Raw genomic sequence first — 21317 nt, 5'->3', positions numbered from 1 at the left:
ATGTTTCATTGCAGATTGTGCAATCAGACCACAGGAAATGTGCTATTAAAGGTTGATTTTCATCGGATGGATTGCACAAAATACAATTGCTAAGAACGATAACCCCTGAAGCCTGTGCTCAAAATCAAACTATTGACACAAAAGTGTATTACACGTATAGTACATGCATAAGATGTATGAACCACTTAGTACACACACTAACCGTATGGAGTTGGTTGTATGACAGAAGAACAAAAATTAGGTGTCAGCTTTAATGTTCGAGAACCGGTATATATTCAAGTTGTTCGCTACTTCAAGGAACAGATTGCTACAGGGCAAATCGGAGCGGGAGACAAAATTCCTTCACGGCGTGAACTGGCATCAGTAATGAAGATTAATGCGAACACGGTGCAGAAGGCGTATAAGGAAATGGAGGAACAGGGTTTGATCGTAACAGAAGGAAATTCCCCAAGTCGAATTACACAGGATCAGCAAATACTAAGCTCGATTCGTGCTGAATTAATCGAAAGTGCAGTCGATATATTCATCAGTTCCATTCGGAATATTCAAATTCCAGTTGAAGAACTGGTAGATATCATAAAGACAAAATATACATCCGAGCGAAAGTTATCTCCAGAGGGTGGTGACACAAGATGATCCAGGTGAATCAGATGGTGAAGAATTATGGATTCAAGAAGGTACTAAATGGCGTTAGCTTCACTGCTGCCAAGGGAGAGATTACCTGCCTGATCGGAATCAATGGTGCCGGGAAGTCAACGGTGCTGAAGTCCATCATGGGACTGACACCATACAAAGGAGAAGTCTTAATCGATAATGTAGCACTAACACCTGTGATGTATGAGAAAATTACTTTCATTCCAGATTCGTTAACGATGCCCTCCAATATGCGAATTGCTGATTGCTTGAGCTTTATGGCTGACTTTTATCGGAATTGGAACACTGAACGTGCAAAGGAATTGCTTAAGTTCTTCCAACTGAGCTCTTCGGATCGCGTATCCTCATTGTCGAAGGGAATGGCTGCGAAGTTAAATTTGTTGCTCGGACTTGCCTTGGATTGTGATTACATCCTAATGGACGAACCGTTCTCGGGGATTGATATGTTCAGCCGCGAGCAAATTGCCGATGTATTCACGAGTGAATTGATCGAGGATCGTGGTGTGATTATTACAACTCATGAAATTAACGATATTGAGTATTTAATTGATAAAGCGGTCTTGCTACAGCACGGGAAGGTAGAACGTGAATTCTACTGTGAAGAAGTTCGCGAGCAGGAAGGTAAGTCCATTACAGACGTAATGAGAGAGGTGTACATGAAATGAGCGCTTTTGTGAAACTATTGAATTTTGAAATGAATCGATTTGCCAAAATATATATTGGACTTATGGTGCTGACAGTCGCCTTGCAACTTGCAGCAGTCACCATCGGTGCTAATCAGTGGCTGGATTCTGCGAATGAGGCAATGAGAGTGAATCAATGGACCCTTGAGCAATATCACAATGTGACTGGATATATTCAGCTAAACAGTACGGTGTATGATCACTTTAATAGACTTCTATATTTCGGATCCATATTTTTGAGCATAACAATGTTGCTAGTATATAGCTGCATCATCTGGTACCGTGACTGGAGAGGTAAAAATACAGTAGTATATCGCCTGCTCACGTTGCCATCTAATCGGGCGAATTTGTATTTTGCCAAGCTGGTTACGATCTTGCTATTCGTATTTGGATTTGTCGCCCTGCAAATTGTCCTTGTTCCACTGGAAAGTTTGATAGCACAGTCGATTCTTCCTGCTGAATTATATCGAACCATCTCGGTATTTGATTATTTGAAGCATCCTACTGTGCTTAAAGTTCTGGTTCCGCCCAACTTTTCTGAGTTTGTACTATACTATGGTCTGGTCATTACGGGCTTGATCGTCTTGTTCACAGCGATTCTAATGGAGCGGAGCTACAGACTGAAAGGGCTCGGCTTCATCGTACTATACATAGCGGTTCTAGCTGGATTAGCCTCAATACCCTATCTAATGGGTTATAGCAGATACGATAGCTACTTCTATCCAGGAGAAATCATAGGCGCTTGTATCGGATTAATCGTGATCATTGCTGGAGGTTCGCTTTGGTACAGCTTGTATCTATTGCGTAAGAAAATATCGGTATAATTGAAGGGGTATGGAGGTTAAAGAATGAGGAAATATATGGTTAACGCCATTCTTGCAGTGTTCGCGGTTATTACAATCGGGACGTATTATGTACAGGCTTCACAAGAGACACGACCTAATTATAAGCTGACGATGGTTCAAGGGGATGCTTCTCTCGTTGAAGGTATAGCTTTATACGGAAATTACATGAGTAAGGACAGTGTTTTTGGCATCGAATCAGCCTATATCACGACAAATGGTACAGAGTATACAGATAAAAAGTTAACGATAAGCCAAAGGTTCAACCGAAGACCAGTGAAAACGCAATTGGATAAATGGGTGGATCAGCATCGTCAGTTCATGCGTGGGAAGAACGACTTAGCTGGGTTCTATGAAAATCAGGATATACTTGCTTATGTGAATTGTACCGTAGATGAGCAGCAATCCAATAATCCGTCAGCGAAGAAGAATGCTAAGCTCAGTATTTCTGTGCTTAACAAGCAGAAGGACAATACGCAGGAAATCAGATCCGTTATCCATGTAGATCAGGATGTTTCAGATATCTTTGTACAAAATGTACAGCTTGTTGATCAGCATCTTGTTGCAATGGTGTCTTTGATTCACAGTGCCAAAGGTTATGTATATGAACCGCAGATTATCCGTGTTAATCTAACAACAAAAGAGATTACAAATGAGCCGCTCACGTTACCAGGAGCTAAATCTGTAGCAGCAAATGGGGATAATCAATACGTAAGGTTAGCCAATCAAAATCTGGATCACACGGATCAATGGATTTTAAGTGTTAGTAAAGATAATCATAAAAAGTCATATCAAGTGGATGTTAAAACAGGACAAATCTCGCCGCTCGCGTTCCAAGGGCATGAAATGTTATTGAATAATATTATGAATGCTTATGGACAGAAAATTTATTTCCTGCAAAAAGCTGTATCGAGCAAGGAAAATATAGGATTCACTGTTATTTCTTACGATCTCGTGAGTAAAGAATATGAGACGATTCTGAAGAATACAAATATAGATTTAAGTGACAACATTACCTATGTTTTTAAACAAGACTATCTCTATATTATGGGTCATAAGAATTTCAAAGGTAATCGTCTATATGTATTCAATTTGACAAGCGGTAACCTTGAATACGAAGGAAAAGCAGTATCAACAGAGGCTGCAAATCAGGCTGAAGATGAAGCTAACATGGATTTGAATTATATCGATCTTGGTCAGTTTTAGAATTATTTTTAGAATGGAAAAAGAGAGATAAAGAGAGATAAAAAGGTGACAAAGGCCGAGCTAATGACTTCTAATAGTCAATTAGCTCGGCCTTTTAGTTGAAAATATAAAACAGCCAACAATCACTGTTTTTCGATTAAAATATATTGTAAAACGATAAATTATGTGATAAATTCAATTCACAATAAATCTGTGAGGGGTGTTTTTATGGAAAGAGGATCAACACTTTTTTTAAGGGCTGCGGTTATTCTTATTGGAATCCCGGTTCTTGCTTTATGCATATTTGTGGTGCCAGGGATAGCGAGTTTCGCAGCAGAACTATATCCAGATTTTGGTTTAATGAAATATCTCATTGTCATCGATTTGTATGCCTCGGCGATACCTTTTTACTTTGCGCTGTATCAAGCTTTTAAGCTGTTAGGCTATATTGACAAGAACAAAGCTTTTTCGGAAATGTCTGTACGGGTTTTAAAGAAAATAAAATACTGTGCAATTACAATCAGTTGCTTGTATGCAGTTGGTATGCCACTCTTTTATCTCATGGCAGAGAGAGATGATGCCCCAGGGATTATAGTCATCGGCTTGATTATCATTTTTGCTTCCATGGTGATTGCCGTTTTTGCTGCAGTTTTACAAAAGCTTTTAAAAGAAGCTATTGCTATAAAATCAGAAAATGACTTAACTGTCTGAGGTGCAAACAATGGCGATTATAATCAATATTGACGTGATGCTGGCTAAAAGAAAAATGAGTGTTACAGAACTTTCGGAGAGAGTTGGAATAACAATGGCTAATCTTTCTATATTGAAAAATGGTAAAGCAAAAGCGGTGCGATTATCAACTTTAGAGGCAATTTGTAAGGCTTTGGAATGTCAGCCTGGGGATATATTAGAATACAAGAATGATGTGGAAACTTAAGAATGAAGTCAATAACACAACTATTGCATTTCGGATATCATCAGGCGATGAGTTGCACGTTATTGGTTTGTTGCTGGTTGAATCAATTTCATAATCTAACCCCGTGCAGTGACAAGGTTTTTCAGACATAGAAAAAGGAGTTATCTTTTTCATGAATGACGCTACTAACAACAAGAGAAAGACCCACAAGGAACGAACAGATGATTGCACTAAGATTTAGTCGCTTCATGATTTGTCCTCCTTCAAATAAATGTAACCCATAATGGAACCAAGCAGCGTTCATGCCCCTCCCATTACTATACATTCCATCCCGCAAAAATTTCCACGAACTAACAAATACAATAACCCTCCCGTAAGGAAGGGTTTCAACCAAATCATTACCATTACTTCTTAGCTGCATATTTCCGCATATCGAAGGCAACAGCCGCTACGATGATCGAGCCTTTAATAATCAACTGCCAATACGGGCTTACGCCGATGAAGGTCAGACCGTAGTTAATGACCGTAAAAATCAGTACGCCGGTCACTACACCTGGAACGGTTCCGATGCCCCCAGTGGTCGATACGCCACCGACTACGCAAGCGGCAATCGCATCCAATTCGTACATATTCCCGTAATTATTTGTCGCTCCCCCGGTTCTTGCGGCTTCAAGAACCCCAGCTAGACCATAAAGCGCACCGGCAATGGCATAGATATACACAAGGTTTTTTCCCACGTTAATGCCTGATACCCTTGCTGCCTGCTGATTCCCGCCTATTGCATACATGTTCTTGCCCAGTCTCGTTTGGTTGAAAACAATCCATACGATACACGCAACTGCGATTGCAATCACCACGATAATCGGAATGGATACGCCGCCAAACCCGATGCTTCCTGTTCCGAAATATTCTTTAAAATCTGGCCGCAACCCGCCGATCGGCTGCGAATGATTCGGAGCTGTGTCAAAGTATAAGGAGTTGACACCATACACGGCCACCATCGTACCTAATGTCGCTATGAATGGTGGCACCTTGAACTTAGCGACGATTACCCCGTTAATGAGTCCAAATATTAGGCCTACAACGACCGCTAATAGAATTGGTACGAATAACGGCAACTCCTCCAAATCGGGAAAAAACCTGCGCGCATAATCGGTTGTCTGCAGCATAGACGCAGACACGACTGCGGATAAACCAACAATCCTTCCCGCTGACAAGTCTGTACCGCCTGTAATGAGAACAAATGCAACGCCCAGTGCGATAATGACCCGTGTAGATGATTGATTCAGAATATCCCGGAGTGGATTTAATCCTAGAAATGACGGATCGTAAATCGCAATTCCGATAATCAAAACGGCTAGAACCATATAGATCACATTTTGGGACATAAAACTTTGAATTCGCTTCGCATTCATCGTAGATCTCACCTTTCTCTGCCGCTTAATGCTGTGCCGCAAGCCGCATGATTTCCTCTTCCGTCGCTTCCTTTCCATTCAAAATCCCGGTCAATCGCCCTTCGGACATGACCATAATGCGGTCTGACATCCCGATGAGCTCCGGCATTTCCGAAGAGATCATAATAATGCTTTTGCCCTGCAAGGCCAGTTCAGCAATGATCGAATAGATTTCATATTTAGCGCCGACATCGATACCGCGGGTAGGCTCATCCAGCAGTAATATATCCGGTTCCGTCAGGAGCCAGCGTGCAAACAGCACCTTTTGTTGGTTCCCGCCAGACAGGTTCATGATGAGTTCGCGCGTAGATGGTGTTTTGGTTCTTAATTTCTGCACCATCGCATCCACTTCCGCCTTCTTCTTTTTCCCGTCTAACAGAAAATAAGGCTTGCGATAGTGCTCCAAATTCGCGATTGCCGCATTCTCATGCACCGATAGTACCGGGAAAATGCCAGTCACGCGGCGCTCCTCGGTTAACAATGCCATACCATGTTTCTTCGCAATGACGGGAGAATCGATCCGTACCTCCTTGCCTTGAATCGAGATGGTTCCCGATTGGATGTCCCGGAGTCCGAATAAAGCTTCCATCAATTCGGTGCGCTGTGCGCCTACCAATCCGCCGATCCCAACAATTTCACCGCGGTGCAAGTCAAAACTCACATGCTTGAATGATTTTGCTAGAGGAGAGGTCAACCCTTGAACGCGCATTACGACCTCGCCGGGCACGTTGTTCCGTTCCGGGAAGCGGTTCGTCAGATCGCGCCCGACCATACGGGAAATAATCAAATCCGTTGTTAAGTCGCATGCCGGCCACGTCCCGATTTTTTTACCGTCTCTCATAATCGTTACTTCATCTGATATTTGAAGGATTTCTTCCATTTTGTGTGATATATAAATAATGGCGACGCCATTTTTTTTCAACTCTCGAATGATTCGGAATAGCTGCTCAACCTCGACATCGGTAAGTGATGACGTTGGTTCATCCATTACGATAATGCGGGAATGGAAGGAAACTGCTTTGGCAATTTCGATGGATTGGATTTTGGAAACCGATAACGTGTGAACCATCGTCTCGGGCTGCAAATCGATATCCAGCTGCCTGAATAAATCACGCGTATTCTGTGCCATACGCCTATGGTCGATGAATTGTAAAGGGCCAAGCCCTCTCGTCGGAAATCGTCCCAGCCAAATGTTTTCCATTACATTCCGGTAAGGCACAGGGTGAAGTTCCTGATGAATCATGGATATCCCGATATTCAATGCCGCTTTTGAATTCGGAATCAGCACAGATTCGCCATTCACCATAATCTCGCCTTCATCAGGGGCATACATCCCGAATAGACATTTCATCAATGTTGATTTGCCCGCTCCGTTTTCGCCCATTAATGCATGCACAGTTCCAGGACGCACTTGCAGCGTCACCTGATCCAACGCCTTAACTCCCGGAAATTCCTTGGAGATCTTGTTCATTTCGAGCACGAATTCATGCTGTCCCATCCCTTTCGCCCCCTAAGTCTCTTCGTAAAAAGAGGAGGGACGAATAGCGAATATTCCCCCTCCTTAATCTGAAGCCTATCGCAACGGTTCACATTACTTCGCGTCAGCCATATTGTCTTTCGTAATTTTCTTATAAGAAATCCAAATGTATTGATTATCTGTGATCTCATAACCTACATTATCCTTCGCAGGCTTCTCGCCTTTCGCGAGCACGCTAGCGAGATTGATCGCGGCTTTTCCTTGGTTTTTCGCGTCGTTAAGAACGGTTCCAAGCAATGTGCCTTCTTCCAATGCCTGCAGCGCAGGCGCTGTAGCATCGACACCTACCACAGGAATATATTTGTTATCCTTGTAATAGCCATTCGCCTTCAATGCCTCAATGGCCCCCAAGGCCATATCGTCATTATTTGCAAACACGGCCTCAATCTTATCGCCATGCGCAGCCAAGAATGCCGCCATCTTCTCTTGCCCTTTTACGCGATCCCACATACCTGTGTCTTCTTGCAGCTTCTCGACTTTAATCCCCGCATCTTCGATCGCTTGGATTGAGTACTTCGTACGGAGTTCAGCATCCTGATGACCAGGCTCCCCTTTTAACATGACATATTGCAATACGCCATCCTTGTTCTTATCCGCTTCTGGGTTCGACTTCCAGTAATCTGCAATGAGCTGACCGGACATCGTACCGGATTCCTCCGCTTTCGCGCCGACATAATAGACTTTATCCCATTTCTTCATATCTTCCGGCAATGGCTCGCGATTCAGGAATACGACCGGAATGTCTTTGGCCATCGCCTTATCGATAATGACACCCGCTGCCGTACGGTCAACAGGGTTAACGACCAAGGCTTTAACCCCTTTCGTAAGAAACAAATCCACTTTATCGTTTTGGGTCGGCTGTGAATTCTGACTGTCCACGATATCGGCTTGGGCAATGCCTTTGGCTGAATCCGCAATCGCATTCCGTACGCCCGTCATGAACGTATCATCGAACTTATAAATCGCAACACCTACTTGCGGTTCACTGCCGCCATCCCCGCCTGTACCTTTTCCGCTCGCACAACCGGTAATGACAGCAGCAAATAATGCGCTCGCCATAATCAAAGCTGTTGCTTTCCTCATTTGATCTAGACCTCCTCCAACATCATTCCTGAATGCCCTTCAAAAGAATACGCTTTCATTATGATGGATTCCCCTGAGAAACGGTATCGAAAATCCTCCTGAGTTCTATCGAAATTCTCATCACCTTGCGCCTCATTTATTTCACGAATGGAATCAACAGCTTCTGGTTTTCTGGCCACAGCATATTATCCAAATCAATTAGCTTGATGCCCGTATCCATTCTTTCAGGCACATTCCGCCCCTCAATAATATCCACGGCATTCTTTACAGCGAGATACCCGTTATTAAACGGATTCTGCAGGATCAGCGCCTGAACAACTCCATCTTGCAATAATCCCATTGTCTCGGGCGGACTATCGAATGCGATCACCTTCACTTTTCCGCCTTTGCCGGATCGTTGAATCTCTCGCCCTACGCCGATCGAAGACTCTGCATTTAATGCGACAATCCCGTCCAGACTCGGATATTGTGCGAGCCATCTGCGTGTGATCTCCTCCGCATTTCGTTGATTGGACTGCGAATATTGAATATCTACAACACGAACATTCGGAAATCTCGCCACATAATCTTGAAACCCTTCCTCTCGTTGACTCGCGTTTTTGGCTGCTTGGACAAAATTCATGACTGCAATCTGCCCAGATTCATGAATCAATTCGATCATTCGCTTAGCGGCCAGTTGCCCTGCTTCATAATTGTTCGTACCGACATACGTCTTCACGCGTGCAGACCCCACCTCTGAATCGATGGATATGATCGGGATGTTGTGGTAGGCAATTCGATCGGTCACTTGTGCCAACCCCATATAATCGCTTGCCGCAAGAATTACGGCATCTGGACGGTTCTGTATAGATTGATTCACTAACTCGATCTGGCCTGAAATATCATCTTCATCATTCGGAGCCAGGAATTGAAGCTTCACATTGAATTCCTTAGCCGCAGCCTCAGCCCCGCTCCTCAGTGTATTCCAGTAATCGCCTTGATTCATTTTAACGATCAGATCAATGACGAACCTATTATCCGACATCACATCGGTTTGAATGGAACACGATGATAGGGAGAAAGAAAGTGACAAAATCGCGACTAAGAATAAATTCATTCGCTTCATCACTCGTCCTCTCTTTCATTCCGGACAATGGGAAGCCAGATTTTAACCGTCGTGCCTTCTTCCAGCTCGCTCTCGAACTCCAGTCCGTAGCCTTGACCGTAGCATAGCTGAATTCGATCATGAACATTTTTCACGCCTACGCCTGAGCCTCTTTCGCTTCTTACCTTCTTCGTTAGTAGACCCTTCAAAATCTGTGGCGGCATGCCTAAGCCGTTATCCGTTACTTGCAACATCAATTTATCTTCTACAATAGCGGCTGTTATGGTGATCATTCCTTCCTCCTGCATCATCTCAATCCCATGCACGATCGCATTTTCGACGATTGGCTGCAAAATAAGCTTCATGGTCATGCAATCCAGCGCCTCATCTTGAATATCAATTGCATATTGAAACTTTCGCTTATAACGAATGGTCTGAATAATTAAGTAATGCCTTACATGCTCGATCTCTTCCTTCACGGTAATGATGTTCTTCCCTTTGCTCAGGCTAATCCGAAAAAATCGCGATAAGGACGTAATTGCGGTAACAGCCTCCCTTGTCTCTCCCCGCTCCGCAAGCCGAATGACCGAGTTTAAGGTGTTATATAAAAAATGTGGATTGATCTGTGCTTGCAGCACGTCAAGTTCACTCTTGCGCTTCGCCTCTTGCTCCACAATAATCTGATCCATCAGCTGCCGAATTTGCCGAAGCATCATGTTGAATCGGTTGGACAATTGATCCACTTCATAAATGCCAATCGTCGTAATCGGTACTGTAAAATCCCCTTTTCCAATACTTTTTGCTAATTTTGCCAGATTCTGAATGGGCTGTGAGATTCTCGCGGATACGATGATCGACACGAGCAGCACGAACAATATGACGATGACGAGAAACCACAAAATAAAAGTATTCAGTTCTGACTTGGCCGTTACGATCTCATCTCTGTAGGCGACGCCTACAACCTTCCAGCCGATCGGATTCACCGTTTTGATCGTAATCAACTTACTCTCGTCATTCGTGTTATCTTGGAAGCTACCGTACGCATAGGTAAGGACGCGTTCTAAGTTCTCATACTTTAATCCTGCATAGATCAATTGCTGCTGCGGATGATAGACGATATTGCCGATGGAATCGATGATGTAGATATATCCTCTCTTGCCGAAAGAAACTTGCTTACTCAATTCATTGATCGTCTTGAAGTTCATATCGATAACTAACACACCTTGATCAGGCTTGCCTGCCCCCGCACGATAGGAAGTTTGCTTACTGATGGAGACAGCCCATTTATAAGTGGTTTTAAATAAATTCTGAATATGAGGTGATGAAAAAGATAACTGATCTGGACGCTCCATAGCAGCCTCGAACCAGCTTTGCCGCTCTAATTGTGTATTGCTCCGCATGGGCAGTTCAGGGGTGTTGAATACTAGCTTTCCCTGCTTGGTAAACAAGGCGATCGAAATCAAATCTTCTCTTGTTTTCATAATGGATTTCAGTTGCTCAATTAAAATGGGGTTCGTTACGGAAGAACTCTTACGAATCAGGTCTTGAACGACGTCGAAGATACTTGTCATGTTTTTCACATATATCTCCAGGTTATAGTTAACCTGTTCCACGACTTGCTGAATATTCAAGTCCGCATTTTTCTCCGCCGTATTAGAAAATTTGTTGTACAGCATAATGCTGACTATACACACCGCTGCCACGGTAATGAATATAAACGTTTTTGCAATAATAAACTGAATGCTCTTGGTGTTTACCATAATGCCTTCACCCTCGATCCCGATTGCGGTATTCCTTTGGCGACAATCCGAAGCGTTTGCGAAAGCAGAAGCTGAAATAATTCGGATCTGCATATCCTACCTTTTCGCCAATCTCAAATGCTTTGAGATCCGTCGACCGCAGCAGTTCCTTCGCCGCTTCCATTCTTAGCTCCAGCAGGTAACTTACGAAAGTAGTTTTGGCTTCCTTTTTAAAAATATGGCTGAAGTATCCTGTGCTGATGTGCAAATGCCTGCATACCGTATGAATCGAAATATTCGGATCCGCATAATGTAGTTTCATATACGCTTTTGCCTCATCCACCAGTTTCCTGTAGCCAGTCTGCCGCTCGACGGCGATGCAATTCATGATTTTCAGGCATCGTTGCAGCATCCAGTTCTTTGCCTCTGACGCATTATTGCAATGATAGATTTCCATCAAAGGGTGTACGGTACCTCCAAGGTGCTGCTCGTATTTTACGTCCATATCTTTCACTACTTTCATCATAGCTGTCCACATTTCGATCCAATAGATTTGGAAGTCTTGCAGCGACACCTCTTTGGATGATTCCACGATAGCAAACAGCTCGTCCATCATCGTCCGCGCTTCTTCTATCGTCCCTACCTTCATACAGCGGATTAAGGCCTGCTCCTTCATGTCATCGAATACAAGCGGATTCACCCGCTTCGCCTCTACATCTTCAATCCAGATGACGCGATGATTTCCGTGAATCAATCGATAATGCAGTGCCTGTACCGCTTCCTGATAAGAAGAGGCCAACTCGGACAGATCGTTCACGACAGTTCCCACGCCAATTGTAACTGTTATTTTGAGAAATCGGTGGACACTCTGAAGAACTTCTTCTACGAGCCCGATCGTCTCCCGACTCATTCTTTCTTCCTCTTGACTTATACTCATCGTTAACACAACGACATGATCATGGTGAATAAATACCCGTCCCGGCATATGCTTCAACATGAGCTCTTCGGCAATGTTACATACGGCGAATTGCAATAAATACCGGTTCTTCTCTTCTTTGTTATGATCCATTTGAATTGCAGAGACCAAGTAAGCGGAACCCGATAAATCCATCTCATAGCGCTCGCATTTCTCTTGAATGTCCTCCAAAAAGCACTTGCCTGTAAGGAGAGAAGATAGAAAGACATGCTGCAATACGGGCAAGCTCTTCCTATAATGATCCTGTAAGGTTCGTAGATTGTTCTTCTCCGCAACCTCCTGATCCATCTGCTGCTTGACCTTCACCAATGCGGCTTGCAAATCCAAAGCGGAAAATGGCTTGAGCACGTATTCATCAATTTGGAGCTTGATCGCCTTCTGCGCATATTCAAATTCATCGTAGCCCGTCAGGATTATGATTCTGATCGATGGATCATGGCTGCGAATCCATTCCGCCAACTGCAATCCATTCATGAAAGGCATATGAATATCGGTCACCACAATATCCGGTTGCAATCTTTCAATGTACTCCATTGCCTCTTGACCATTCTCTGCCGTCTCCACGACCGAAAACCCTAATGACTCCCAATCAATTTCATGCAGCACACCTTCTCGTACGTCTTCTTCATCATCAACGAGTATTAATTTGTACATGGGCATCCTCCTTTTTCAATAAAATATTAAAAAAAGCCGGCAATCGAATGCAAGCGTAACACTTTGCTTCAATACCGGCTGTTCCTTATATGAAACTATTATTCGCTAGTGAATTGACTTCACCTGTATATTTCGGAATTACATGACCGCATCTTCCGCATTCCAGTCTTTATCTAACCCCATTTATAATGTCTTGAATTTGTTGAATGTGCCTTTCTTCATGTACATACGTCGATTTCACCCAATCAATCAATAACATCTCTTTAAAAGCAGGGTGAACAAAATGTCTTCTACTCAGTATCGATGGATCCTCTAATGCGTTTAGCATCTCAACAAACTGTTGTCTAGAATTGTTTAGCTTTGCAATGATGTCTCCATATTCGAAACGTTCATCCGTTGGCTTCACAATGTCAGGAGCTTCTAACTTTATTTTTCTATCCAGTAAAGAATCAATTGATTTGTGTTCTGTGGATGATTCTTCTGTATTCTGTAACCCCCTCTTAATGGCTACGACATATATTTCTTCTACCTTGGCAAGGTGTTGACATATCTGACCAATACTCCAACTATCTTCGTCTTTTCGTTCGTTTAATTGCTCTCCACTTAATCCTTTCAGAATTCCGAGCAGTTTGTCTCTAGTTTCCTTTAAGTTCTGCTTGATTTCTTGCAGTTCCATAGAAACCTCCCTTTCATTAATTGTTGTGATGAAACGGTTAGAACGTTACGAAGTGTAAGTTAGGTGGGTGTAAAATGGCACAATAGATGGGGCTGCACGATGCGGATAAACGTAACTGCTGTTGTGACTGGGCTGTTACTATCATATGTAAATATATTTCATTTAGAATATTCCACAAAACGCCCCCCTGTTCCTGCCTCTCCGGAAGCCGTCCAGTGTACGAGAGCAATAAAAAAAGACAGCGTAACTCCTCTTCTTAATAGGAATTCGCTGTCTTTTCTCTATGTTCGAGAGCTAACGTAATGGCTCTTGAAACTCTCAAATCAACTTCCGGCTATACCACTTCTCCCCGCGGAAACGCCAGAGGAAGACGGAGCCGCGGATCCCCCACTCCGTGACCATTGCGATCCATACCCCCATAATACCAAGGCCTAGCGGTATCCCGAGTACATAGCCCAGAATGACGCGGAACAACCACATCGAGAGCATAGCGGTAATCGAAGTAAAGTTGGAATCGCCTGCTGCGCGAAGAGCCGATGGCATAATAAAGCTGATCGACCATAAAAATGGCTGGGTAATCGCAATCAGCACCGTAAGTGTAAAGATCTCCGGAATGATCTCTGCCGGAGGAGAGAACAATCTCACGATCCAAGGGAATAAAGGCATGAGAATCACTGCGGCAATAACGAATATGATGGAGGACAGCCACAGAAATGACTTGATAAACTTCCTCGCATCCTCAATGTTGCGTCGTCCGATGCATTGGCCTACGACCGTGACGATCGCGATGCTCAAGGCATTCGCTCCGATCTGGAACACAAGCGATATGGAACCGCTTATGGCATTGATCGTGATCGCAAGCGTACCGAGCTGAACGATAAACGTCTGCGTCAGCAGCTTCCCGCCGTTAAAGAACATCTGCTCCGCTGCAAATGGAATGCCGATAATCATAATTTTTTTCAAAATTGAAAAATCCAACTTCAGTGCATTCTGAATTCGGAACTGCAGCGTCTGATTGATCTTCAACAAATAAATTAACGATATCGCCATCCCCAGCACACGAGCCGTAAGCATAGAAATGATCAATCCGACTACGCCCATATCGAATACCGTAATGAACAATATATTTAGAAACAGGTAGGTCAAGTTCATAATGAACGATAGACCCAAACAGGCCTTCGTCTCTGCCACGCCGCGCAACGCCCCCGTCACAGCTTGGAAAATCGCAATGAACGGATACGTGAGGCAGCTCCCGATCAAAAAAATCCTTGCGTTATCCAATACATCCGCTTCCGCACGACCGAACAATAAGTCTAGTGTGGGGTTATGAAAAATAATAACGACCGCGCTGATCAAAATCGACAGCAGCGCAACTGCCGATATGGCTTGAGCAGCTGACTTCGAAACCATATCTGCATTGCCTCGGCCTTTATACTGTGCTACGATGACGGTTCCCCCCGTCGCCACAGCTACAAACACGTTGACCAAGAAGATGTTCAACGAGTCCACCATGCTGACCGCACTAACCGCCGCTACTCCCGAGGAGCTGATCATGGCCGTATTCAGCAGGCTCATCAAAATAATAAAAGCTTGATCCACAAATATCGGAATAATAATCGCGATAATTTGCTTATAATCAAGCGTTTCTCCTGTGAAATATTTATTCAACAGGAACGTCGTTCTTCTTTTTATACTGGGAACAATTGTACTCACCGTATCATCTCTTCTTCCTGTATTGTGCCAGATCCCTTGACCTTACATAGTGACGCACTATTATACCACTCTTTTGAGAAGATGAAAGTGAGCTTTGCTGCCTTATTCACGCATATTTCGAGGTTTTCGAGCAGAGTACTTGCTTTTGCAGTCATTTTATGTACATATGGCAGAGATACGGCTTCATACTCGCCTACACATCATGTCCAATCATAAACATACTTTACGGTTGAGTTCGAGATTACTCCTACAGAAAGTTCCTTTATACTGTCCCAGTGAGTTCTAATTGCCAGTCGCCAGTCATAGTATCATTGTTTATCGTATCGTGTTTTACCATTTCGCTTTTAGAAAAGTATCTAATCGTTTTCCCATTTTCAATTGCATACTCAATTTCATTTTTTGTACTACTACCGATATAACCGTCGCATCTTAAACCCAAGAGGCTTTATGGAGAAAAAGGATCTTTTGTTCTATTTCAACAATTCAGACCTTTGATACATCTTTTCGATTATGGTACTATATATGTAATAAAGACCAAGTGCTGCGAACACTTGGTCAATACAATTGGCTTGGATGGGTAATCCCTTCTTAGTCAATACGGAGTTAACCCACCTTTGGCTGCAACCTTGGGGTGGGTTATTACTTTCTCTTGTTGTTATGATTAATGTATGTTAAAAGAGCAAGAATGAACGTTCCAAAAAGGAGCATGATCGTTATTGCATCTTTTACTTCCATGGCTTCACCCCCTTTCGAAGGGAAACCATGCCCACCCAAGATTCAATTGTAGTTATATTTTACCTTTATTCACACTTGCGTACAAGTGTTCTTATCTTGTTTTTTGAATATGGTACTATAAAAATATTGTTTCAATTTGAGCCTGGCGAAGGGGTCTCTCCCCCTAATCTACTTAACTACTGTAGTTCCCCATCCATCATTTTCACCATTACATTCTCCTGCTATATCAACAAGAATATCCGTAACTTCATTTATCGAATGGAAGTCGACGTAATCAGAACGATAGATATGAGAATAAATTTTATCGTCATTAGGAGCATCTAATTCGATTTCGAATCCTAAAAGTTTAACCTTAGCATCGAAATTTTCTTTATCTTCAATAGATTGAAAATAGACCCAGTGATCTACTTTTCTCACATCTTCAAACGTATCCCCTGACTCTCGTAACTGCTCGACAGATCTTCGATTCCCCATATGTTGAATTTGATACTTGTTAGGGTAAAGGTACTCAAAATAAAAATCCCAAGGATTTTCCTCTTCAAGATGAAGAACCTCTGTCTCATATCCATGTTCCAATAAATACGTCTATGCTGCTTTTTCTAGCTCGTAAGGTTTAGAAAAATAATAAAATACATCCCGTATCCCATCAGTAGTCACCCTGCCAACATGGAATCCAAAACCTGCACTTTCATCATTGATTTTGTCTTCTAGGTTGTTGATTAATTTAGCCTCATCATTAATTGGAGTACCGCTTTCTCCAGGGTTCTTGATTCGTATTCTTAAAACCATCGAATGTGGATACTCAGATTTCTCAATTTCCTTCCAGATATCCATATCCAATACAACTGATGCAAATTTACCTTCAATCTCACAAAAATAAATATCCCAATGATCAGACATATCGATCTATACCTCCTAGGAAATTTCATCTTCTTTATACTATTTGGGGATCAAGCGCTTAGCCAAACATATATTTCGACAAAACCTTACTCAATCTTTCGTGTAACGTTGCTTCCTGCTTTTATTTCTTTAATCTTAATTCAAATTCTTGACATGCGATAACGAAAACGTCGTCATATGTATATATTACATATTGCTTCAGCTCTAGACCTCTTGCATTCTTTATATCTTTAAGTATTTTTGTATTATCTATTTCCACGAAGCTACTACTATCATGGTATGGATGATCAAACATCTGTAAACTTACATCCAACTCAACCATATTAAAGTAATAAACTTTCTTGAATAACAATTCGTATCCAATAAACTCATCATCATCTGATTCTGTACATAACAGTCCATTTATCTCGCCAATCAATTTAACTTCTTTCTTTTGATACTTGAATTGAATATCATCTAGGAAGATCGCGTCTCTTCCATGAATTTCACCAAGTTCGGTTTTTATCGCTTTGATTTCTTCCATCTCTTTCATCCCTTTCTAGCCCAATGCGTAGATCGTTGTTAAGTGATGTTCATCTTTTCCAGAGTTCTCGATCATAAAAGTCTAAGCTGAGAGACCATCCGACGTCCTTATAAAATCTTTACTTTCATAATTCTTTATAGATTACTTCATCTATTTTACTTGCTATCATACCAGCACCCTTATTAATATTTCCGATAATATGTGCTTGTAAATTGCTTTTTGGATATACGGATGACTGCATAATTACTCCCGGGTCACTACCCACTACAAAGTATTTAAAAATGGTGTTATCAAACACTGACATCCAAACACCATATCCGTAATACGTCTGGTCATTGTCCTTGATATGTGGAGTCAACAAAATAGTCGTGTATTCTTTAGACAACAATTGATGATCAAACAATGCATTCCAAAACCTACCTATATCATGAACTGACGTAAATGCTCCCCCATCAGGTCCACCTTTGATTGGAACTGAATAAATATTACTTTTCCAAGTTTTATCATCATTATCTATATACCCGATAGCTGTTCGTTCAGGTAGTTGATCCATTCTAAAATAACCTGAATCTATCATCCCACAGCGTTGAAATATATTCTTCTCCACGTAATCTGTAAATTCCATCCCCGTAATCTGCTCCACTACTAAACCTAATAGAATAAAACCTGCATTATTGTAGGAGAATCTCTCTCCTGGATAAAATTCCATTTGACCATTCTGGTGATTGAATGGAATACATGGGTAAGACCTTCCATAGTTCTTCAAAATCATTCATGAACTCTTCATCAACATAATCTGGTATTCCTGAACTATGGGTTAATAAATGATGTATTGTAATTTCGGGATCGAAATTAGGAAAAGAAATATCTAAACAATCTTATAAATATGAATCAATAGACAGTACCCCCTCTTGAACAAGCTGACATATAGCAACCGAAGTGAAAATTTTACATCCAGATGCTATCCCAAATCTCGAATAAGAAGTATTTTGTATTTTTTCGGAGCGATTTGCATATCCATATCCTTGCTCAAACGTCTTTCCTTGTTGTTGGAAGAATATAGCTCCTGAAAAGGGTAGTATTTCATTATGTTTCTCAATAATATTTTAAATCGATTGAAAGAGATTCATTTTATTGCAGTTCCTTTCTTTACCTCTGGTGGTTTCGAATTACATCGGGCTGATCAAGGGGGCTTGACCCCTGCAGCGTAGATACATTGTTATCGGATGTTCATGCCCTTCTTTGCTTCAACTGAAAACCTCTATGCAAAATCATATACATCAAAGTGAATTTCAGCATTTATTGTTCCAGCAAATTTAATAATTCTTTTATCTAAATAGAGTGCCGGTCCTTGCCCATCCCTTACACATATAACAATCATAAATAAAAATTCTATTTCAAATTCTTTTGATAGCTCTATCAATATATCTTTTCTTGATTCTAATACATTTAACACCTGATTTACTTGGTCCATAATGTCATATGATTCTTCGTATTCTATTCCGTAATTCCAGACGGTTTCTTTCCTTAAAAGTAAAGAAGGTTCTTTACGAATTACATCGCCTTTATTATATGATTCAGTTGGATTTAATAATAGTTTCTCAGTTACCTCATCAATCGGAAAAGAATCCCCGAATATACTAAAGTAGACTTTTATATGTGTATTCTCCAATGATATACACCTTCTTTATATTTGTTAATAAAGTAATCGCATGAATTTCCGACAACGTCTTTTTTTGCGAAGTTCGCAAATACGTTATATAAGGTTATATTTATGAACTTCGCGAATACCTGCAAATTCACGAGATTGTTCGAAACCTCCCTGCCGCCTCGAGAATGAGTAGTCTTTTACATCTCTTTTTCTTACTCCCCTATATCACTTATTATCCGATCGAACGGACTCATGATGCGGCCGGATAAGATCATTGCTGTATACTCACTCTCCCCTAAGTATACCGACAGTGTGTAATATTGGAAATATCATCTTATATACAAAGAGAGACACCTCCTCCGCCTGTAGGCAGATTACAGTGTCTCTGAAAAGAACGATGAATATCCTTTTTTATAGTTCGGTAATCCTCCAATGGTACATTTTGTTCTCCTGACTGGTTGTTATCTATGAATAGGTTATTCGTAGCCTGTTCCCACGATTAATCTCAATATAACCCCCATAAAAAACCCAATAGAACTACAATAATAATATGGAATAGTGGAATGAATAATATCCACTTGTTCACATGTGCGTTTCTACTGATTCTATAATGATTAATCGCATATAAGTACGACAGAGGATACGCACTTGACATGGATATAAAAAGAAACACAATTGTGATCAAGAATACACTTTCGTTTCCAGTCCGATGTGCAGCAAGCGCCATTAGGTTCGCGAGTAATACAAAGGGATAAATAAGTAGAGGTAGACCCTCTAGGACGAATAATAAATAAACAAGCGGTTTTCGTATCGATTGCACGTTATACTCCCTTACCTTATTAGGGTATTATAATAAAAGTAAAGTGCGCTAACACTTGGCCTTTCCAATTTAAAACGAATGATCGGACAACGTAATCTTTCTGAGATGACAGTCCACCTGCAGTTTGTTCCATGAATTACATCACGAATTTACCAATCATTCAATCCTACTCTTATGAAGAGATCAAAAAAGCTATTTTCCTTGTAAGGACTGTGCTGCAAATTGATAAAATGCCTCGGCATCCTCTCGAGTGGCAAATCCGGCCTGTGCCATCTTATCGCTGCCTCCACCCTTGCCCCGATAATCGGCCAAATGCTGTTTGAAGAAGGAACCGCAGGCGAGACCATCCTCTCCTCCTCGGGCGAGGAGTACCTTATGATCTGAATTGGACACGAAGAGTACGATGACGTCAGCTTGCTCGGTAAGCTTTGCAGCCAAGTTCTGCATGTCCTTCAGCGATTTATCCGTGAATACATGCTTAACTAAGCTTCCCTGACGGTCTGCCAACAGCTTTCCAGCCAGATAAGCGTCATTCTCGGCCTTTACTGCATTCAATTCAGCTTGCAGTTGCTTCTGCTCCTGATCCCATTTCTCAATCCGAACCAGAATCTCTTCCTTCCCCGTATTGAATCGAGCCGCTAGACTGCCGAGAATCTCCACTCCGGCATTAAATTCGTTCAACGCACGGTATCCGCATTTAAAATAGATACGCATATGCCCCTTCTGCTTCTCAGTTCTCAGCAGCTTGATCATTCCAATCTCACCAGTTGCTGAGACGTGTGTACCGCCACAGGCGTTATACTCGATACCTTCGATTTCAACGATCCGAATATCGTCAGTTACCTTAGGCTGCTTCACTAGCGGCAGCTTGGCCGCTTGCTCCTGAGTCACAACATAATTCGTTACCTTGCGATTCAAGTAAATCTGATCATTAACCTCGAGCTCCAACATCATAAGCTGATCGCGCGGCAAATCAGGTCGGGCAACATCAATAGTAGCGTAATCTTCACCTAGGTGGAAGCTGAGCGTCTCCGCCTGGCATACTTCCAAACACATGGCTGACAGCAGATGCTGACCGCTATGATGCTGCATATGGTCGAACCTTCTATCCCAATGCAAACGGCAGTCAACCTCTTCCTGCTCTGGAGAACTCTCGACTTTGTGAAGAATTTCCCCTTCTTCGAGAACGACATCAAGAACCGGAATTTTATTGATCCACCCTAGATCACAGGGCTGTCCCCCGCCGTGTGGATAAAAGGCTGTTTCATTCAATACTAGATAGGTTCCATCCTCCCGCTCCACTCTGCGAGTGATTTGTGTCTTCCACTCCCGGATATAGGCGGATTCATAATATAGCTTCTTCGTCATCTTCATGCCCTCACTATTCCTAGATTATATTTACTATTAAAAAGTTCTGTATTCCTTCAAAAGGATACTCCGTGTTTTTTATGTTCAAGTTGGCTTCATGATCAGTTTTTTCTTCGAGTTGCGC

The 21317-nt window shown here is 42.1% G+C and carries 20 protein-coding genes and 1 pseudogene; 6 read left to right on the top strand and 15 right to left on the bottom strand.

The genetic code is table 11. From position 1 onward, the window contains the following. Window positions 1-219: 219 nt before the first annotated feature. The 6 genes from NO352_RS06785 to NO352_RS06760 all read left to right on the top strand — a co-directional run bounded on the left by NO352_RS06785 (window position 220) and on the right by NO352_RS06760 (window position 4301). A complete protein-coding gene (locus NO352_RS06785) occupies window positions 220-636 on the top strand; it encodes a GntR family transcriptional regulator (protein ID WP_005550309.1) in 417 nt (138 codons plus the stop codon). Further along, window positions 633-1319, top strand: a complete 687-nt coding sequence (locus NO352_RS06780; RefSeq protein ID WP_289355145.1) for an ATP-binding cassette domain-containing protein — start codon at window positions 633-635, stop codon at window positions 1317-1319. The genes NO352_RS06785 and NO352_RS06780 overlap by 4 nt, the downstream gene beginning before the upstream one ends. Continuing rightward, window positions 1316-2161, top strand: coding sequence for a hypothetical protein (locus tag NO352_RS06775; protein WP_289355144.1), 846 nt, complete (start codon window positions 1316-1318; stop codon window positions 2159-2161). The genes NO352_RS06780 and NO352_RS06775 overlap by 4 nt, the downstream gene beginning before the upstream one ends. Window positions 2162-2185: 24 nt before the next feature. After that, on the top strand, window positions 2186-3385 hold the full coding sequence (locus NO352_RS06770; RefSeq protein WP_289355143.1) for a hypothetical protein: 1200 nt from the start codon (window positions 2186-2188) through the stop codon (window positions 3383-3385). 207 nt (window positions 3386-3592) lie between these two features. After that, window positions 3593-4075 (top strand): DUF2975 domain-containing protein, encoded by a 483-nt coding sequence (locus NO352_RS06765; protein ID WP_163977275.1) that lies wholly within the window; start codon window positions 3593-3595, stop codon window positions 4073-4075. A 10-nt stretch (window positions 4076-4085) separates the two neighbouring features. After that, window positions 4086-4301 carry a helix-turn-helix domain-containing protein gene (locus tag NO352_RS06760; protein ID WP_005550318.1) on the top strand — a complete coding sequence of 72 codons (216 nt, stop codon included), beginning with the start codon at window positions 4086-4088 and terminating at the stop codon, window positions 4299-4301. Window positions 4302-4684: 383 nt separating this feature from the next. On the opposite strand, the gene mglC is transcribed toward NO352_RS06760, so the two are convergent. The 15 genes and pseudogenes from mglC to NO352_RS06685 all read right to left on the bottom strand — a co-directional run bounded on the left by mglC (window position 4685) and on the right by NO352_RS06685 (window position 21193). Further along, window positions 4685-5695, bottom strand: a complete 1011-nt coding sequence (gene mglC, locus NO352_RS06755) for a galactose/methyl galactoside ABC transporter permease MglC (protein WP_289355142.1) — start codon at window positions 5693-5695, stop codon at window positions 4685-4687. Window positions 5696-5720: 25 nt separating this feature from the next. Beyond that, window positions 5721-7232, bottom strand: coding sequence for a sugar ABC transporter ATP-binding protein (locus tag NO352_RS06750; protein WP_262866832.1), 1512 nt, complete (start codon window positions 7230-7232; stop codon window positions 5721-5723). Between the two features lie 93 nt (window positions 7233-7325). Next, a complete protein-coding gene (locus NO352_RS06745) occupies window positions 7326-8354 on the bottom strand; it encodes a galactose ABC transporter substrate-binding protein (RefSeq protein ID WP_289355141.1) in 1029 nt (342 codons plus the stop codon). A 136-nt stretch (window positions 8355-8490) separates the two neighbouring features. Beyond that, window positions 8491-9459 carry a substrate-binding domain-containing protein gene (locus NO352_RS06740; RefSeq protein ID WP_289355140.1) on the bottom strand — a complete coding sequence of 323 codons (969 nt, stop codon included), beginning with the start codon at window positions 9457-9459 and terminating at the stop codon, window positions 8491-8493. Beyond that, window positions 9459-11198, bottom strand: coding sequence for a cache domain-containing sensor histidine kinase (locus NO352_RS06735; RefSeq protein ID WP_289355139.1), 1740 nt, complete (start codon window positions 11196-11198; stop codon window positions 9459-9461). Before NO352_RS06735 ends, NO352_RS06740 begins: the two co-directional genes overlap by 1 nt. 7 nt (window positions 11199-11205) lie before the next feature. Then, on the bottom strand, window positions 11206-12807 hold the full coding sequence (locus NO352_RS06730; protein WP_289355138.1) for a response regulator: 1602 nt from the start codon (window positions 12805-12807) through the stop codon (window positions 11206-11208). 169 nt (window positions 12808-12976) lie between these two features. Beyond that, window positions 12977-13483: a DinB family protein gene (locus NO352_RS06725; RefSeq protein WP_289355137.1), complete on the bottom strand. Its 507-nt coding sequence runs from the start codon at window positions 13481-13483 to the stop codon at window positions 12977-12979. Between the two features lie 318 nt (window positions 13484-13801). Then, the gene (locus tag NO352_RS06720) at window positions 13802-15196 is read right to left on the bottom strand and encodes an MATE family efflux transporter (RefSeq protein ID WP_289355136.1); all 1395 of its coding nucleotides are present in this window, start codon (window positions 15194-15196) and stop codon (window positions 13802-13804) included. Between the two features lie 639 nt (window positions 15197-15835). Next, window positions 15836-15931: a competence inhibitor ComI gene (gene comI / locus NO352_RS06715; RefSeq protein ID WP_021255831.1), complete on the bottom strand. Its 96-nt coding sequence runs from the start codon at window positions 15929-15931 to the stop codon at window positions 15836-15838. A gap of 168 nt (window positions 15932-16099) precedes the next feature. Continuing rightward, window positions 16100-16507 (bottom strand): ribonuclease E inhibitor RraB, encoded by a 408-nt coding sequence (locus NO352_RS06710; protein ID WP_289355135.1) that lies wholly within the window; start codon window positions 16505-16507, stop codon window positions 16100-16102. A 9-nt stretch (window positions 16508-16516) separates the two neighbouring features. Further along, window positions 16517-16831, bottom strand: coding sequence for a DUF695 domain-containing protein (locus NO352_RS06705; protein ID WP_289355134.1), 315 nt, complete (start codon window positions 16829-16831; stop codon window positions 16517-16519). A 121-nt stretch (window positions 16832-16952) separates the two neighbouring features. Next, window positions 16953-17354, bottom strand: a complete 402-nt coding sequence (locus NO352_RS06700; protein WP_289355133.1) for a hypothetical protein — start codon at window positions 17352-17354, stop codon at window positions 16953-16955. 124 nt (window positions 17355-17478) lie between these two features. After that, window positions 17479-18457 (bottom strand): annotated as a pseudogene (locus NO352_RS06695) (serine hydrolase domain-containing protein). A gap of 158 nt (window positions 18458-18615) precedes the next feature. Then, entirely contained in the window at window positions 18616-19026 is a 411-nt protein-coding gene (locus NO352_RS06690) for a DUF4279 domain-containing protein (RefSeq protein ID WP_206703727.1), read from the bottom strand. Window positions 19027-20017: 991 nt separating this feature from the next. Then, a complete protein-coding gene (locus tag NO352_RS06685; RefSeq protein WP_289355132.1) occupies window positions 20018-21193 on the bottom strand; it encodes an alanyl-tRNA editing protein in 1176 nt (391 codons plus the stop codon). Window positions 21194-21317 lie beyond the last annotated feature (124 nt).

It is taken from the genome of Paenibacillus sp. S-12 (genome assembly GCF_030363895.1).
Classification (GTDB): domain Bacteria; phylum Bacillota; class Bacilli; order Paenibacillales; family Paenibacillaceae; genus Paenibacillus_B; species Paenibacillus_B alvei.
Note: the sequence above shows the minus strand (reverse complement) of the source record. Positions and strands in the feature narration are given on the sequence as shown.

What these genes read in the sequence shown, in the direction of transcription:
- NO352_RS06785 (WP_005550309.1), top strand. Translation starts at nt 220, where the DNA reads ATGACAGAAGAACAAAAATTAGGTGTCAGCTTTAATGTTCGAGAACCG.
- NO352_RS06780 (WP_289355145.1), top strand. Translation starts at nt 633, where the DNA reads ATGATCCAGGTGAATCAGATGGTGAAGAATTATGGATTCAAGAAGGTA.
- NO352_RS06775 (WP_289355144.1), top strand. Translation starts at nt 1,316, where the DNA reads ATGAGCGCTTTTGTGAAACTATTGAATTTTGAAATGAATCGATTTGCC.
- NO352_RS06770 (WP_289355143.1), top strand. Translation starts at nt 2,186, where the DNA reads ATGAGGAAATATATGGTTAACGCCATTCTTGCAGTGTTCGCGGTTATT.
- NO352_RS06765 (WP_163977275.1), top strand. Translation starts at nt 3,593, where the DNA reads ATGGAAAGAGGATCAACACTTTTTTTAAGGGCTGCGGTTATTCTTATT.
- NO352_RS06760 (WP_005550318.1), top strand. Translation starts at nt 4,086, where the DNA reads ATGGCGATTATAATCAATATTGACGTGATGCTGGCTAAAAGAAAAATG.
- mglC (WP_289355142.1), bottom strand. Translation starts at nt 5,695, where the DNA reads ATGAATGCGAAGCGAATTCAAAGTTTTATGTCCCAAAATGTGATCTAT.
- NO352_RS06750 (WP_262866832.1), bottom strand. Translation starts at nt 7,232, where the DNA reads ATGGGACAGCATGAATTCGTGCTCGAAATGAACAAGATCTCCAAGGAA.
- NO352_RS06745 (WP_289355141.1), bottom strand. Translation starts at nt 8,354, where the DNA reads ATGAGGAAAGCAACAGCTTTGATTATGGCGAGCGCATTATTTGCTGCT.
- NO352_RS06740 (WP_289355140.1), bottom strand. Translation starts at nt 9,459, where the DNA reads ATGAAGCGAATGAATTTATTCTTAGTCGCGATTTTGTCACTTTCTTTC.
- NO352_RS06735 (WP_289355139.1), bottom strand. Translation starts at nt 11,198, where the DNA reads ATGGTAAACACCAAGAGCATTCAGTTTATTATTGCAAAAACGTTTATA.
- NO352_RS06730 (WP_289355138.1), bottom strand. Translation starts at nt 12,807, where the DNA reads ATGTACAAATTAATACTCGTTGATGATGAAGAAGACGTACGAGAAGGT.
- NO352_RS06725 (WP_289355137.1), bottom strand. Translation starts at nt 13,483, where the DNA reads ATGGAACTGCAAGAAATCAAGCAGAACTTAAAGGAAACTAGAGACAAA.
- comI (WP_021255831.1), bottom strand. Translation starts at nt 15,931, where the DNA reads ATGGAAGTAAAAGATGCAATAACGATCATGCTCCTTTTTGGAACGTTC.
- NO352_RS06705 (WP_289355134.1), bottom strand. Translation starts at nt 16,831, where the DNA reads ATGTCTGATCATTGGGATATTTATTTTTGTGAGATTGAAGGTAAATTT.
- NO352_RS06700 (WP_289355133.1), bottom strand. Translation starts at nt 17,354, where the DNA reads ATGGAAGAAATCAAAGCGATAAAAACCGAACTTGGTGAAATTCATGGA.
- NO352_RS06685 (WP_289355132.1), bottom strand. Translation starts at nt 21,193, where the DNA reads ATGACGAAGAAGCTATATTATGAATCCGCCTATATCCGGGAGTGGAAG.